This is a genomic window from Prevotella melaninogenica (genome assembly GCF_018127925.1).
Classification (GTDB): Bacteria; Bacteroidota; Bacteroidia; order Bacteroidales; family Bacteroidaceae; genus Prevotella; species Prevotella melaninogenica_C.
Genome location: NZ_CP072347.1, coordinates 53,405 through 68,765 on the forward strand (window position 1 = coordinate 53,405; position 15,361 = coordinate 68,765).

The following is a 15,361-nucleotide window of genomic DNA, read 5'->3' on the forward strand; positions in this document are numbered from 1 at the left end:
TTAAATGATAGAATTATTTTCCGCAGACGGCTGGCTGAATCAAGCCATAGTATCTATCAATTATTTTACATGGACATATATCCTCGTAGCAGGACTCGTTATTTGTGCTTTGTGGTTTACATGGCGGACGCACTTTGTGCAGTTTCGCATGGTTGGCGAGATGGTTCGCCTATTAGGAGAATCGACAGGAACACATGACGAAGGTGAGAAACATGTATCATCTTTTCAAGCTTTTGCCGTCTCAATAGCCTCACGTGTAGGTACTGGAAACCTTGCTGGTGTGGCAAGTGCGATAGCTATTGGTGGTCCTGGTGCTGTCTTTTGGATGTGGGTTATTGCCCTCTTAGGCTCTGCGACAGCCTTCATAGAGTCTACACTTGCCCAACTTTATAAGCGTCGTCATGCCGACTCCTTCATTGGTGGACCAGCCTATTACATTCTACATGGTATGCATTGTAAATGGATGGCGAAACTCTTTGCCGTACTGATTACGATGACTTTCTGTATGGCTTATATCTCCATACAGAGTAATACGATTTGTGGTGCAATGCAAAAGGCATTTTCTATTGATCCGACATGGATGGGTGCCGCCCTCGCTATACTCTCTTTAGCAATAGTTTTCGGTGGTATTCAGCGTATTGCCAAGGTCAGTAGCGTACTCGTTCCGCTGATGGCAGTGGGTTACGTGCTCCTTGCTTTGGTCATTATTGTAATGAATATTCAACTCATTCCACACGTCTTCCGCCTTATCGTTGAGAACGCTTTTGGCTTTGAACAGGTTGCAGGTGGTGGCTTAGGTGCTACGATGATGAACGGTATTAAGCGTGGACTATTCAGTAATGAGGCGGGTGAGGGTTCTGCTCCAAATATTGCAGCGACCGCATCTACTACTCATCCCGTGAAACAAGGACTCATCCAGTCGCTCGGTGTATTCACAGATACGCTCCTCGTTTGTAGCTGTACGGCTTTTATCATTATCATCAGTGGACTTTATGTCAACAATTCTGACTCAGGAATTCTCCTTACTCAGGTTGCTTTAGAGAGCGAAGTGGGTGCAGCTGGTCCAATCTTTATAGCGATAGCCATCTTCTTCTTTGCTTTTAGTAGTATTATCGGAAACTATTATTATGGTGAGGCAAACGTACGATTCCTTACTCAAAAGCCTTCAGCCATTCTCGCTTTGCGTGTGATAACAGGTGGTGTAATGGTGATGTTTGGTGCCATTGCCAGCCTCGACCTTGTATGGAGTATTGGTGATTTCTTCATGGCTCTCATCACGATTTGTAACCTCGTTGCTATCTTAACACTTGGTAAATATGCCTTCCGCCTACTCGATGACTATCGTCAACAGAAGCGCGCAGGCGTGAAGAGCCCTGTCTTCAAACGTGAGACAATGCCCGATATTGAGAAAGATATTGAATGCTGGGGGCTATAAGCCTCAATTCATAATTCAAAATTCACAATTCATAATTATGAACACTAATGTTAACTGTGGTTTATTGCTACAGTAACGTATTATCTCTCCAACTACGAATTACGCAAATGACACGAATTACATTACAATAAGCATTAACGAAATTCGTAGTCGGTAAAAGTGAGATAGAGTTTGCACATATCATAAAGCTCAAAGTTCAAATCTCAAGTTCGTAGTTAATGGTTCAAAGCTAATAATGGTAATCATAATTATGAATTGTGAATTATGAATTATGAATTACAACCGTGAATTATCAATTACCCCGGCTTATCTTGCTTCTGATGATGCCATCAACTGAGAACTTGCCAGCACCAGCAAACCATGAAAGAACGAAGATGATAAGATAGAGGAAAGGTAATTCACCTGCACTGATAGATCCGCCAAACACAGTTGTGAAGGCAACTATCATGGTGAAAATCATTGGCAAGAGTGCTAAACGTGTGAGGAAACCAAAAACGAAAGCCAAACCGCATACTAACTCGCCGAAGATACTCAAGCCAACTGCCACCTCACCACTCATTCCGAAGGGTGCAGGGAAGTGTGTAGCCGTTTCTGAGAAGTGCTGTAACTTGTCGAGTCCGTGGCTTGCAAATGTCAATCCGAACACAAGGCGTGATGCCAATAAAAGAAGTGATGCCTTTGTACTCTCAGCTTTTGGAAATAGTAATTCTAAACATTTCATATCTTACAATCTTTTATATTTATACGTTTTACCTACGGTGCCATGTCGCCCTACCTTATTATATAAGCGTGACTATGTGAAGAATAGCACTGCGGTCATATCTTTAATTCATTACAAAGATAGAGATAAATTCCCATTTTATCCTAACAATACCCCAAAAGGTTTATCGAAAGCGACGAAAAATACCATATATGTGGTATTGACTTACAACGATTATTTATGCAACAATTCTTATCTTTTCATATCTGTAAAACAATGAATCCATCGCATAGAATGATTTTGCACTCGTCTCTAAAGAGATAATAAAGATAGCATTTACCGTTTTCAGACTCAGAAATATATTTACAAAGCAACCCCATAAAACACCTCTTTTCACACAAAAAACAGTATTTCTCATCACCCTCACAACTCTATAATAATCAACAAGTTACAGAACAAGAAAGCAAAAGGTGCTTACTTAGACTTCAAAAGGGCGTTAGTAAGGTTCTTAAAGGGCATCTTTTGCAAGCCAAAAGGGCGTTAATTCAAGTCTAAAAGATGCTCTTTAATTTTCAAGGTAGTGAATTTTATTTACAAACTTATATAATAAGTCACACGGTGAAACGGAGAGAACGGAGATAAGGAAATGGCACGGAGAGAACGATGAAACTAAGAGCGACGGAGGTATAGCGTACAGATTCCTAATAACTTTGAGGATAAACGCCTTGTTTATAAATTGATAGTAGACATCTTGTCTTCTGTGTATTTCAGAGTTGCTGTCACTTCTGTCAGCCGCAATCACCACTTAACTCATTAATTTACAGTATTGTTACACAAAGTGTTAAAAGTGACAGCAAACTAAAACAAAACTATTCTTGTAGGTTTGGTGATAGTAGCTCTTTGTGTAAGGAAGCTTTTAGTACCTCATACCTCTGACAAGTGTATTGTTATTATTACATGAAGAAAAATACCTGTTATAGCCTTTTTTCTTGCCGTTACCTATCCCCATTATTAGGTATTTACTATATAAACATTTCCTATTCTATTTTTTTTCATTACCTTTGTTCGTTAAGATATGGGCAAGTTGACGAGTGAACGAGTAGACGAGTAAACAAGTTGCTTGATAAAAAGACAAAGGGACTTTGAAAAGTTGACGAGTGAACGAGTTAACGAGTAAGCAAGTTGCTTGCAGCAATAAATACAGCAAATAGTAGTAATCATAATTATGAATTTTTAATTATGAATTATGAATTATAGAGAATATGAAACTATCAGAATTAAAGACTGGAGAAACTGGTGTTATCGTAAAGGTATCGGGACACGGTGGTTTTCGTAAACGAATCATAGAGATGGGATTTATCAAGGGTAAGACCGTTGAGGTATTGCTCAATGCACCCTTGCAAGACCCCGTTAAATATAAGATTATGGGTTATGAGGTTAGTCTTCGTCATAGCGAGGCTGACCAGATTGAGGTATTGTCGGATGTGAAGACTCACTCTGTTGGGAATGAGGAGGAGCAGGAAGACAATCAGGTTGAGATGGATTCAACCACATACGACAGCACGGACAAGGAGCTAACGCCCGAGAAACAATCAGATGCTGTGCGCCGTAAGGACCATACAATCAATGTGGCACTTGTCGGTAACCCTAATTGCGGTAAGACATCGCTCTTCAACTTTGCATCGGGAGCACACGAACGAGTAGGTAATTATTCGGGTGTGACGGTTGATGCGAAGGTGGGACGTGCTGAGTTTGATGGCTATGTTTTTAACCTTGTAGACCTCCCTGGTACCTATAGCCTTTCAGCCTATAGTCCTGAAGAACTCTACGTGCGTAAGCAGTTGGTTGACAAGACACCAGACGTAGTCATCAATGTGATAGACTCGTCTAACCTTGAGCGCAACCTCTATCTTACAACCCAGCTGATAGACATGCACATACGTATGGTTTGTGCGCTAAATATGTTTGATGAGACAGAACAGCGTGGTGACCATATTGATGCACAAAAGCTTTCTGAGCTCTTCGGAGTGCCGATGATACCAACAGTATTCACCAATGGTAGAGGTGTGAAGGAACTCTTCCGCCAGATTATTGCCGTTTATGAAGGAAAAGAAGACGAGTCGTTGCAGTTCCGCCATATCCATATCAACCACGGACATGAGATAGAGAATGGTATTAAAGAGATGCAGGAGCATTTGAAGAAATACCCTGAACTCTGCCATCGCTACTCTACCCGCTATCTTGCCATCAAGCTGTTAGAGCATGACAAGGACGTAGAACAACTCGTTAGTCCGTTAGGTGATTCGATTGAGATATTTAATCATCGTGATACAGCAGCTGCTCGTGTAAAGGAAGAGACGGGTAATGATAGCGAAACAGCCATCATGGATGCCAAGTATGGTTTTATTAATGGTGCGCTGAAGGAAGCGAACTTCTCGACAGGTGATAAGAAAGACACCTATCAGACCACCCATGTCATCGACCATGTCTTGACAAACAAATACTTTGGCTTCCCAATCTTTTTCTTTGTACTGTTGGTAATGTTCACTGCAACCTTCGTCATTGGTCAGTATCCAATGGATTGGATAGAGGCTGGTGTGGGTTGGTTAGGCGAGTTTATTTCTAAGAATATGCCTGCCGGACCAGTAAAAGATATGATCGTCGATGGTGTTATCGGCGGTGTAGGAGCTGTTATTGTATTTCTTCCTCAGATATTAATACTTTACTTCTTTATCTCCTACATGGAGGACTGCGGCTATATGTCACGTGCCGCCTTCATCATGGACCGACTGATGCACAAGATGGGACTGCATGGAAAGTCATTTATCCCACTTATCATGGGCTTCGGTTGTAATGTGCCAGCGGTGATGGCAACACGTACGATTGAGAGTCGGAGGAGTAGATTGATAACAATGTTGATTCTCCCCTTGATGAGTTGTTCGGCTCGTCTACCTATCTACGTAATGATTACGGGTTCGTTCTTTGCGCTGAAATATCGTTCGCTTGCCATGCTCTCCTTATATATAATAGGTGTATTGATGGCAGTGGCAATGAGTCGTTTGTTCTCAGCTTTTGTGGTCAAAGGTGAGGATACGCCATTTGTGATGGAGCTACCACCTTACCGTTTCCCAACATGGAAGGCAATTGGTCGCCATACATGGGAGAAAGGTAAGCAGTATCTTAAAAAGATGGGAGGTATTATCCTTGTTGCTTCTATCATCGTATGGGCTTTAGGCTACTTCCCTCTTCCAGACGATCCGAACATGGATAATCAAGCACGACAGGAACAAAGCTATATCGGACGAATCGGTAAAGCCGTTGAGCCAGTGTTCCGTCCACAGGGTTTCAATTGGAAATTGGATGTTGGCTTGTTGTCTGGTATGGGTGCAAAAGAGATTGTTGCATCAACAATGGGCGTACTCTATTCTAATGATGATAGCTTCTCTGACGACAATGGTTATAGTAGTGAGATAGGCAAATACTCAAAGCTACATAATCTGATTACAAAGGATGTAGCAACTATGCATCACATCAGCTACGAGGAAGCAGAGCCTATTGCAACGCTGACAGCCTTCTCGTTCCTTCTCTTTGTACTGCTTTACTTCCCTTGTGTAGCCACGATAGCAGCTATTAAAGGCGAAACAGGCAGTTGGGGTTGGGCTCTCTTTGCTGCAGGTTACACTACAGCATTAGCTTGGATCGTTAGTGCTGTGGTCTTCCAAGTGGGCATGCTATTCATGTGATAAGAGGGGAGAATAGACGCTGTAATAATTCAGAATTCATAATTCACAATTATTCGAACGAAGTTCTCATCAGTACGTCATAATTATGAATACTAATGTTAACTGTGGTTTATCGCTACAAGTAACGTGTTATCTCGTCAACTACGAATTACGCAAATGACACGAAATCTTTTGTAATAAGGATTCGCATAATTAGCGAAATTCGTAGTAGGTAAAAGTGAGATAGAGTTTGCACATATCATAAAGCTCAAAGCTCAAAGTTCAAAGCTCAAAGCTAATATGGTAATCATAATTATGACGTACTGATGAGAACTTCGTTCGAATAATTTTGAATTATGAATTCTGAATTACCAACGCCTTCTAAAAAGAGTACGCCAAGTTCACCAATATTGAGTTGCTGGCTGCATGATACTTACCGTAGGCAAGGTTGAGTTTGAATTGTTCAAGGTTGATACCAGCTCCGACACTGAATCCTGCCCCATGCGCACTGGCGTTCTCATCCTTACCAATGGTCATTTCGTCTGCCTTACGGAAGTTGTAACCACCACCAACCCAAATACTTTCAGACAGTAAGACTTCTGCTCCGAGATTGAGGTGATTGATAAAACGATAGTCATAATGCGTAAGATCGACGAGCGTAGCAGACACTCTGACAGGGAGGGCAGCAAAAGTCTTGCTCACACCCACCTGCACATCAATCGGCATCTTACCATACTCCTCTTCGTATGCCTTAATCTGTCCACCGAGGTTCTTGGCAACTAAGGATACCGACCACTCTCTTTCAGGTTCATACCAGTTGAGACCAAGGTCTACGCCCACCGCCATAGAATTATAACTACCAATGTAAGAAGTAATGAATTTTGCCGTGATACCACCCACCAGATTACGTGCTAATTCGTAGGAAAAGATACCTTCAACAGCAATTTCGCTGGCATTGAAAGTACCAGTTTGTACGTTGTTAGCATCAACTTCCTTCATCTTTCCGTAGTTCATATACTGCACACCACCTGCAAGCGTAGCTTTCTCACCCAATGCTTTCGTATAAGAAGCACCCATATAATGAGCTCCACGCATATAATTCATGTAACTAAGTCCCACGGTTTTATCGCTTACGGAAGAAGCCAAAGCAGGGTTAGAGAACATCAGTGAAGGGTCGTCTTCAATGATAGTAATATTCTCTCCACCCAATGCAGCAGCATGCGCACTCACTGGAAGACGTAGGAAGTTGTATTCAGTTTGACTCTCCTGCGCTCGTATTACAACCGCAAAAAGGGTTAACAGGAGGGTGAAAACGATTTTTTTCATTTAATCTAAATTAATTTCTCGGCAAAGTTACATCTTTTTCCGAATATCTTATTACTTTTGTCGTTGCAACTTATAATGAGGCGTTTTTGTGCCCATTATGGTTTGTATAACGGCAGAAAAAGGTGTTTAGTATATCTTATCTTGGAAATAAAGAAGTCAAATAGAGCAGATTTAGAGAATAAGCGGTGGATTGGTTTCCTCTTGGGAATCATCGTTGCACTGTCTTTCTTCTTTGTTGCCATGGAGTATAATGCAACGGGGAGTGACGATGATTCGGCTAATACTAAAGCCATCAAGAATGTCACACTCCACGATATGGACATGCTGCCTGCCATTGACCAGCAGGATCTTGCCAAGACACAAGAAGACAAGAAGCCTACGATGGAGGACCTGCTCAACCTTAAACGCCGTGATATTCCGAATAAGGTTACGCCGCATGATGCGGGCAGTATGAACTCGAACGATAAGAAGACGGGTGCTCCACAGGTGAGTAACGAACCGATTGTTATGCCGATGGTGACCACAACTCCTGAACCTCCGAAGATAAAGGAAGAGGCTAAGAAGGAGATGGAAAAGATGACCGATGACTATTCCGACAAGGTTGTAGAACGCTATGACGACAAGGTTAGCAAGCGAATCCTCTCTGAGACACCAACACCACCAGGCGGATGGGTGGAGTTTATGAAGTGGCTTACAAAGACATTGCAATACCCTGCTGCAGCAAAGGAGAACAAACTGCAGGGAACGGTGAATATTACGTTCATCATCAATGCTGATGGTACGGTTGATGATGTCAGAATCAAGAGTGGTAAGGTACCTGTCCTCAACGACGAAGTACTGCGCGTTCTCAAGACAATGGGTAAGTGGAAGCCAGGCATTGAGAAGAATAAACCATGCCGTTCGCTGATAGAGATTCCGTTTGTCTTCCAACTTGCATAAGACTTTTGACCCGCCAAAAAGTCTTCAATGCTTATTTTGAAAATAACTTTTAACTCCAACTCTATATGTACACTGCTGATGAAATTCTGAGTAAAGTAAACGAGTATATAAACAACCTTACTTATGACCGCAAGCCACAAAGCTTGTACGAACCGATAAAATACGTCCTCTCATTGGGAGGAAAGCGCATACGTCCTACGCTGATGCTGCTTTCTTACAATCTTTTTAAGGACGATCCAGAGACGATTCTCTCACCGGCTTGCGCCCTTGAGACCTATCATAACTATACACTCTTGCACGATGACTTGATGGATGATGCTCCGCTTCGCCGTGGACAGCAGACTGTTCATGTGCGTTGGGATGCCAATACGGCTATCTTATCGGGTGACTCAATGCTTGTTTTGGCTTTCGAAAGAATGGCACAGTGCGACAGCAGACACCTCAGTGAAGTGCTTCGACTCTTCACCGTTACGGCACTTGAAATTGGTGAGGGTCAGCAGTACGACATGGAGTTTGAGAATCGTAATGACGTAAAGGAGGAAGAATACATCGAGATGATTCGTCTGAAGACCAGTGTTCTGTTGGCTTGTGCGATGAAGATTGGTGCTATCCTTGCCGATGCTCCTGCTGAAGATGTGGAGAACCTCTACAAGTTTGGCGAGCAGATTGGTCTTGCTTTCCAGCTACAAGACGATTATCTTGACGTCTATGGCGACCCAAAGGTATTTGGCAAGAAGATAGGTGGCGATATTATTTGCAACAAAAAGACCTACATGCTCATCAATGCTTTCAACAAGGCGAATGCTCGTCAACGTAAGGAGTTAGAGAAGTGGATTGGCTGTGAGAACTTCAATCATGAGGAGAAGGTTGCCGCTGTCACTGAGTTGTATAACAGTATCGGCGTTGACAAGTTAGCTATTGAGCGCATCAACTATTATTTTGATGAAGCAAACAAATATATTGCGGCAGTAAACCTTCCTGATGAACGCAAGGCAGAACTGTTAGCGTATGCACAGAAGATGCTGCATAGGAAGTGGTGAAGCCTCCCCCGACCCCTCCGAAAGGAGGGGAGCCCAAATAGGAAAGGCTGGGGAGACTGGGGGGATGTGTATCTCTTAGAATAACTTTCTTAGGAACACTTCATTAATACTCAACAGTTAACACCCATCACCCACTACCCAATAAACACTTCATCAACACCCAACATTCAACACCCAACACCCAATGATAATAGACACTCACGCCCATTTAGATGTAGAAGACTTTGCTGACGACCTCCCAGAGGTTATCAGTCGTGCTCACGAGGCAGATGTAGGAAAGATTTTCCTACCAGCTATCAACCTCAAGTCAGTGGATACTGTATTGGCTGTTTGCCGACAGTTTCCTGACACCTGCTATCCAATGATAGGACTGCAGCCAGAGGAGGTGCGCGATGATTGGCGTGAAGTGTTGGACGCTATGCACGAACGAATCCTACTCTCGCTTCGCCAGAAGGCAGAAGGAACAGCCAAACCGGGTGAGACAGTGATTGCGATTGGTGAGGTAGGACTTGATTTCTATTGGACACGTGAATACGAAAAACAGCAGCTTGCAGCCTTTGAGGAGGCTGTGAAATGGAGCGTTGAGACACATCTTCCGCTGATGATTCACTGTCGTAAGGCACAGAACGAGATGCTACATATCATGCGCCCGTACGCAAAAGAACTGCCGGGTGGTGTCTTCCACTGCTTTACCGGTAATCAGAAGGAGGCAGAGGCATTCCTTCGTTTCGACCGCTTCGTACTTGGAGTGGGTGGTGTATCAACCTTTAAGAGCAGTCATCTGCGCGAAGATCTCCCTGCCGCAGTACCCCTTGACCGCATCGTTCTTGAGACCGATAGCCCCTACATGGCTCCCGTTCCTCATCGTGGTAAGCGCAACGAGAGTGCTTTCATCGTTGAAGTTATGCGCACACTTGCCCTTAGCTATGGTGTTGACGAGGCAGAATTTGCCCGCCAAACCAATGAAAATGTACGTAGAGTGTTTGGTATTGGGTGATGGGTGTTAGATGTTGGGTGTTGATGATTTGTTGAATAATGGGTGTTAGATGTTGGGTGTTGATGATTTGTTAAGTTATGGGTGATAATGAATTAACAAACTGCGTATATTAATAAACACAGCAACTTACGGTAATCATAATTATGAATTGTGAATTCTGAATTCTGAATTAATACAGTATATGAAGAAAATAACTATCGCCATCGACGGCTTTTCATCATGCGGAAAGAGCACAATGGCAAAAGACCTTGCCAAAGAGATTGGCTATATCTATGTAGACACGGGTGCTATGTATCGCTCCGTTACACTCTATGCGCTACGTCATAACCTCTTCAATGCAGACGGAACCATCCGCGAAAAGGAGTTGCAGGCACAGATGAAGGATATCAATATCAGTTTCAAAATCAATAAGGAGACAGGGCGTCCAGACACATATCTCAATGGTGAGAACGTTGAGAATGAAATCCGTACGATGGAGGTATCATCTCATGTTAGCCCTATCGCCACACTCGCTTTTGTGCGTAAGGCACTTGTCGAACAGCAGCAGCGCATGGGAGCAGAGAAAGGTATCGTTATGGACGGTCGCGACATCGGTACGGTGGTATTCCCGAATGCCGAACTTAAAATCTTCGTTACCGCCTCAGCAGAGGTACGTGCGCAACGTCGTTACGACGAGTTGAAGGCGAAGGGAATGGAAGCAGACTTTGCCGACATCCTTAAGAATGTGCAAGAGCGTGACTATATCGACTCTCATCGTGAGACATCACCGCTTCGCAAGGCTGATGATGCCCTCGAACTCGACAACAGTCAGCTCACAATTGCCGAGCAAAAGCAGTGGCTTTACAACCAGTATCTAAAGACTGCAGAAGCATAATAAGCTAACAAAAGGCTTATCTTTTCAGGTCCTTTCGTTAAATGTGCGTACGTTTATCATACCACTTTAACGAAAGGACCTGTTTTTTTACTATCCAAAGCTATCCAAAATACTGCCAAAACTCTATCTCGCCCCACCCTTTCACCCTAAAAACCACTCTATCTTGACATCGCAAAAACAACAACAAGAGCCTGAAAAAACCTTACATAATTTCATTGAAAACAACTCCTAAAAAGACAAAAAACACCTAAGAAAACCACGTTTACAACCATCAGTAAATCAAACAGTTATAAAGAAGTAAAACAAAAGGTGTTTAATTGGACATCTAAAGGGCGTTAGTAAGAGTCTTAAAGGGCATCTTTTGCAAGCCAAAAGGGCGTCTTTAAGAAGCTAAAAGAGCATGTACTGCGTTCGAACCGTTAGAAAATAATTGACAAAGTTCCTATCACAAGAAAACTATCAGATTGTATTGAACGACAGAAAACACTGAATGAAAGCATAGTAACAAACCGCTTTTCCCACAGTTTCGTCTGGCTATTTCCCCCTTTCATAAGCCGATTTTGATTTATTCATCATGCCCTATAAATTTATAAATCTTACGCCTCTTTTCGCTCTACGCACTAACATTAAGACACAATAAATCTAAGATTTATGAATTAAGAAATACTAAAATCAACAGAATTATACTTTGTTCAGACTGCTATCTCAACTTAAAATGTTATCTTTGCATCTATGAAGTTAAAAAAGATAATATTGCTCATCGCCTGCATATTCTCTTTTGCAGGTCTGAAGGCACAATATACTATCCAATGCGAAGACACCTGCAGCCATGTTCATGGGCTTGACATGAGCCATTACCAAGGCGATGTGTGGTGGGAGACAGTAGCTGAAAACAGCAATCATAAGCTCAATTACGTTTACTTAAAAGCCACTGAGGGCGGTTCACGTATTGACCAACGCTATCTTGATAATATTGAGGCAGCACAACGTTATGGTATGAATGTCGGTTCTTACCACTTCTATCGCCCTGCCGTTCCACAAGAGGAGCAGCTACGTAATTTCCGTATGCAGTGTCGTCCACAAGACCAAGACCTCATCCCAATGGTAGATATTGAGACTACTGGCGGACTGAGTACGGAGGCTTTACGCGATAGTTTACAGAGGTTCCTCGTACTTATGACACAGGAATATGGTGTTAAACCATTGGTTTACACATATACAAACTTCTATAACAGATATCTCAGCGGTGCACTCAACGGCTATAAACTTTTCATTGCACAGTATAACGGACGCGAGCCAGAGCTGAACGATGGAAGAGACATCTTTGCTTGGCAGTACACTGGCAAGGGACGTATCAACGGTGTGAGAGGATATGTTGATAAGTCTCGACTGATGGGTAACCACAGTATGCGTGAGTTGCGATTCCGACGAAAGCGTTAGCTTCAACACCAAGAGAAAAGGAAATAGATAATTATCCACACTACTATAATCTTACGTTAGATAAATGATCATCAAATGCCCTGAATGTGGCCATCAAGTGAGCGACAAGGCTCCCGTATGCCCAAGCTGCGGTGTAGAGATTGCCGGACATATCATTAAATGTTCTCATTGCGGTGAATTATACCTCAAAGAAGAATCATCATGTCCAAACTGTCATCATACGGAACACCATGTAGAGAGTTCTGTAACGGCTGCAGAGCATCACACAAGTGAAGCTACGAACGATAGTAAGGTGCAAGAGCCTGTTGTTCTCATGTCAGTTGACAAGGAGGCAGCAACAGGAAACGATGATGTTATCATCCCAGTAGAGGATACGGAAGAACACGAAACGGATAATTACGACGATAAGACACAAGACACGATCAACGAGCCAAACACGGAGGAAGAGGCTGTCGATGCCGACTTCATCATGGATGATAATGCTGACGAGGAGGTGATTGCTAATGCCGAGGCTATAGCTGAGGACGAGGAGGAAAGCACTCCAGATAAGAATAATCATCTGTCATTGGCAGTCTCACTGCTCATCGCTGCTATCACTGCAGCCGTATTGCTATTCCTCTACAACCAAGGGGTGGGCGCAAGCAAAGCTAACAATGAGCAAGAGGCTTTCGCACAAGCAATGAGTAGTAGCGAGCCAACCGTACTAAAGAATTATCTCAAAGAGAATCCATCTGCTTCTAAGGCACATCGTGATAGTATATCAGCCCGTTTGAAGGTGCTGACAACTACCACTCAGAATATGCAACAGTCTGATAATGACCTTTCAGTGGCATTGACCAGCAACTCAAAAGAAGTGTTGCAGCAGTTTATTGCTAAGTATCCAGACTCAAAACATCGTGGTGAGTTGGAAGCAAAGATTGACGAGATAGACTGGGCACAAGCTGTCGCTAAAAACAATGAGAATGCTTATCTTGGCTATAAGGCGCAGCATCCAAATGGCATTCATAGTAAGGAAGCCGATGAAAAGTTGAAGAATATTCTGACACCAGAAATGGCTGAAGAGTCAGCTGTTGCAAAGGTAACGGATGGTGAGAGAGCAAAGGCGGTTGCTGCAGTGCGCCAACTCTTACAAGGTATCAACAGTAAAAGCACGGATAAGATCTCAGGTGCTGTTGCGCCATCATTAAACTTCCTTGGTTCAGGTGGTGCTACGGTGAAGGATATTCGCCGTTATATGACCGACCGACTTTATCAAGCTGATGTCAAGACAATCAACTGGCACCTTGGTTCGCCTGCTGAAGTAACTAAAAAGGGTGATGAAGCTGGTGCAGATATTCGCATAAAGATACCAGCTACATTGGATATCGAGCGCAAGGGAGGTAAGTCAAAACGCAGTTATGTTATCTCTGCAACAATCAAAAACGGCAGAATAACCCATATTAATTGGTAATAGGTTTTCCCTTTTAAGATAAATAAGTTATTGGCACTTAAACAAGTTTTGTTTTATTGTCGAGTGAAACAATTGTCTTTATATTAGCGTTGTAGCAAATAACTCCAAGATAGAAAGACTGACAAAATACCGACAATAAAACAAGACTATTCAAAAACAATATGCTTTATATTGGGGCTAATGGCTGGTAAAATTAAACTTGCTGTCACTCCTGTCAGCCATTTTAGACTCATAAGTGCCAACATTTCATCCATTTACACGAAATGTTAAAAGTGACAGCAACTTATTTTTAAAAATACCAAGTATATATAACTTGATATTCTATGAGAGATGTTATATATGTCAGCTGCCCTTTTCACAAACCATCAACACCCAACATTTAACACCTACCACCCACGTTAATTCTCAATCTGGTCAATCGTAGGCTTTTTAATCTCAGGCACTGGAGCCTTTACAACTGGTTCTGTCTGACCTTCTGGAACATTAGGAACAATGACAGGGTTCTCTGGATCTACTGTCTCTTCCGACTCAGAAGATTCCTTCTTTGGAGCTTCTGTCTTCTTCTCCTCCTTCACCTCTTCGTCTTTCTCCTCTTCCTTTGTCAATACAGGAATCTTCGGACCATTATCAATACCGATAACTTCACCCGACATATCCACTTCGTACTTACGAGGAGGAGCCATCTCACGTGTTTCCATGAGAACAGCAAGTACTATAGTACCCACCACAAGCACAATAGCACAGACGGATACGGGTACCTTATAGGTTGGTTTCTTCTTCATTATCTTCGTTTTCTATCCTTTTATCTTATTGCCTTTTTCGCTTACTCGGTAATCTGCACACAGTAAGGAAGTGGCTGCTGGAGAGTCAGAAAGCTAATTGTTGGCTGATTATCCTTCGTACAAATCAGCGTCGTCTTGTCTCCCTTCACAGCATTACCCATGTCATAACCCATCACTTTCACCTGTGCCTGTAAGCCAGCGAAGGCAGTGCGATTAAAGACATAGATATAAACCGTCTTGCCATTTTGTGCCAAGAGTACCATACTGGAGTTACCACGTCCCATGGCAGTTGGCAGGAAGTCGCTGGTTAGGTTCATATTCTTTACCCAGTTATAGTCCTTTCCAAACTCGTCCGACGAGACTCCTTTATAGCTATAGCCTTGCTTTTCAAGCACCTGTTTACCCACTTGTAGTGTCTTTGCTTGAAAGATTTTAATAGCATCAGCCATCGAAACAATATCTTTTTGCGCACTTGCTCCCATTGCAAAGAGAAGCACTGTCAATAATAGTAGTATTTTCTTCATTCTTCTTCTTTCATTTATTCCGTGTCTTCATCTGTCCTTATCATTTTAAAACAATGATATTATGACACGTTACAAAATTATGAAAAATATGGAAAATGAGCAAGAAAAGGAGAAAATTTACTTTAAACTTTG

General features: G+C 42.6%; 12 protein-coding genes. 8 read left to right on the top strand and 4 right to left on the bottom strand.

Annotated features, from left to right (window positions below; translation table 11 throughout):
• Positions 1 to 4 precede the first annotated feature (4 nt).
• Positions 5 to 1,435, top strand: a complete 1,431-nt coding sequence (locus J4861_RS00175; RefSeq protein WP_211816186.1) for an alanine/glycine:cation symporter family protein — start codon at positions 5 to 7, stop codon at positions 1,433 to 1,435.
• Between the two features lie 292 nt (positions 1,436 to 1,727).
• On the opposite strand, the gene J4861_RS00180 is transcribed toward J4861_RS00175, so the two are convergent.
• Positions 1,728 to 2,156 carry a DoxX family protein gene (locus tag J4861_RS00180; RefSeq protein WP_211816188.1) on the bottom strand — a complete coding sequence of 143 codons (429 nt, stop codon included), beginning with the start codon at positions 2,154 to 2,156 and terminating at the stop codon, positions 1,728 to 1,730.
• A 1,241-nt stretch (positions 2,157 to 3,397) separates the two neighbouring features.
• Here J4861_RS00180 and feoB point away from each other — a divergent pair.
• Complete coding sequence (feoB, locus tag J4861_RS00185; RefSeq protein ID WP_211816190.1) at positions 3,398 to 5,878, top strand: ferrous iron transport protein B; 2,481 nt, start codon at positions 3,398 to 3,400, stop codon at positions 5,876 to 5,878.
• 360 nt (positions 5,879 to 6,238) lie between these two features.
• Here feoB and porQ read toward each other — a convergent pair whose 3' ends face one another.
• Entirely contained in the window at positions 6,239 to 7,183 is a 945-nt protein-coding gene (gene porQ, locus J4861_RS00190; RefSeq protein WP_211816192.1) for a type IX secretion system protein PorQ, read from the bottom strand.
• A gap of 141 nt (positions 7,184 to 7,324) precedes the next feature.
• Between porQ and J4861_RS00195 the strand changes: the two genes are divergently transcribed.
• From J4861_RS00195 to J4861_RS00220, 6 genes are all read left to right on the top strand, one after another.
• Positions 7,325 to 8,122 (top strand): energy transducer TonB, encoded by a 798-nt coding sequence (locus J4861_RS00195; protein ID WP_211816193.1) that lies wholly within the window; start codon positions 7,325 to 7,327, stop codon positions 8,120 to 8,122.
• Between the two features lie 65 nt (positions 8,123 to 8,187).
• Positions 8,188 to 9,162, top strand: a complete 975-nt coding sequence (locus J4861_RS00200) for a polyprenyl synthetase family protein (protein WP_211794992.1) — start codon at positions 8,188 to 8,190, stop codon at positions 9,160 to 9,162.
• Between the two features lie 184 nt (positions 9,163 to 9,346).
• The gene (locus tag J4861_RS00205; RefSeq protein ID WP_211816195.1) at positions 9,347 to 10,159 is read left to right on the top strand and encodes a TatD family hydrolase; all 813 of its coding nucleotides are present in this window, start codon (positions 9,347 to 9,349) and stop codon (positions 10,157 to 10,159) included.
• A 181-nt stretch (positions 10,160 to 10,340) separates the two neighbouring features.
• A complete protein-coding gene (cmk, locus tag J4861_RS00210) occupies positions 10,341 to 11,033 on the top strand; it encodes a (d)CMP kinase (RefSeq protein ID WP_211816197.1) in 693 nt (230 codons plus the stop codon).
• A 732-nt stretch (positions 11,034 to 11,765) separates the two neighbouring features.
• Positions 11,766 to 12,473 (top strand): glycoside hydrolase family 25 protein, encoded by a 708-nt coding sequence (locus J4861_RS00215; protein ID WP_211816199.1) that lies wholly within the window; start codon positions 11,766 to 11,768, stop codon positions 12,471 to 12,473.
• A 64-nt stretch (positions 12,474 to 12,537) separates the two neighbouring features.
• Positions 12,538 to 13,923, top strand: coding sequence for a zinc ribbon domain-containing protein (locus J4861_RS00220; RefSeq protein WP_211816201.1), 1,386 nt, complete (start codon positions 12,538 to 12,540; stop codon positions 13,921 to 13,923).
• Between the two features lie 398 nt (positions 13,924 to 14,321).
• Here the strand turns inward: J4861_RS00220 and J4861_RS00225 are convergent, their stop codons facing one another.
• Complete coding sequence (locus J4861_RS00225) at positions 14,322 to 14,705, bottom strand: hypothetical protein (protein ID WP_211816203.1); 384 nt, start codon at positions 14,703 to 14,705, stop codon at positions 14,322 to 14,324.
• Between the two features lie 41 nt (positions 14,706 to 14,746).
• A complete protein-coding gene (locus J4861_RS00230) occupies positions 14,747 to 15,229 on the bottom strand; it encodes a hypothetical protein (protein ID WP_211816205.1) in 483 nt (160 codons plus the stop codon).
• Positions 15,230 to 15,361: the final 132 nt, after the last annotated feature.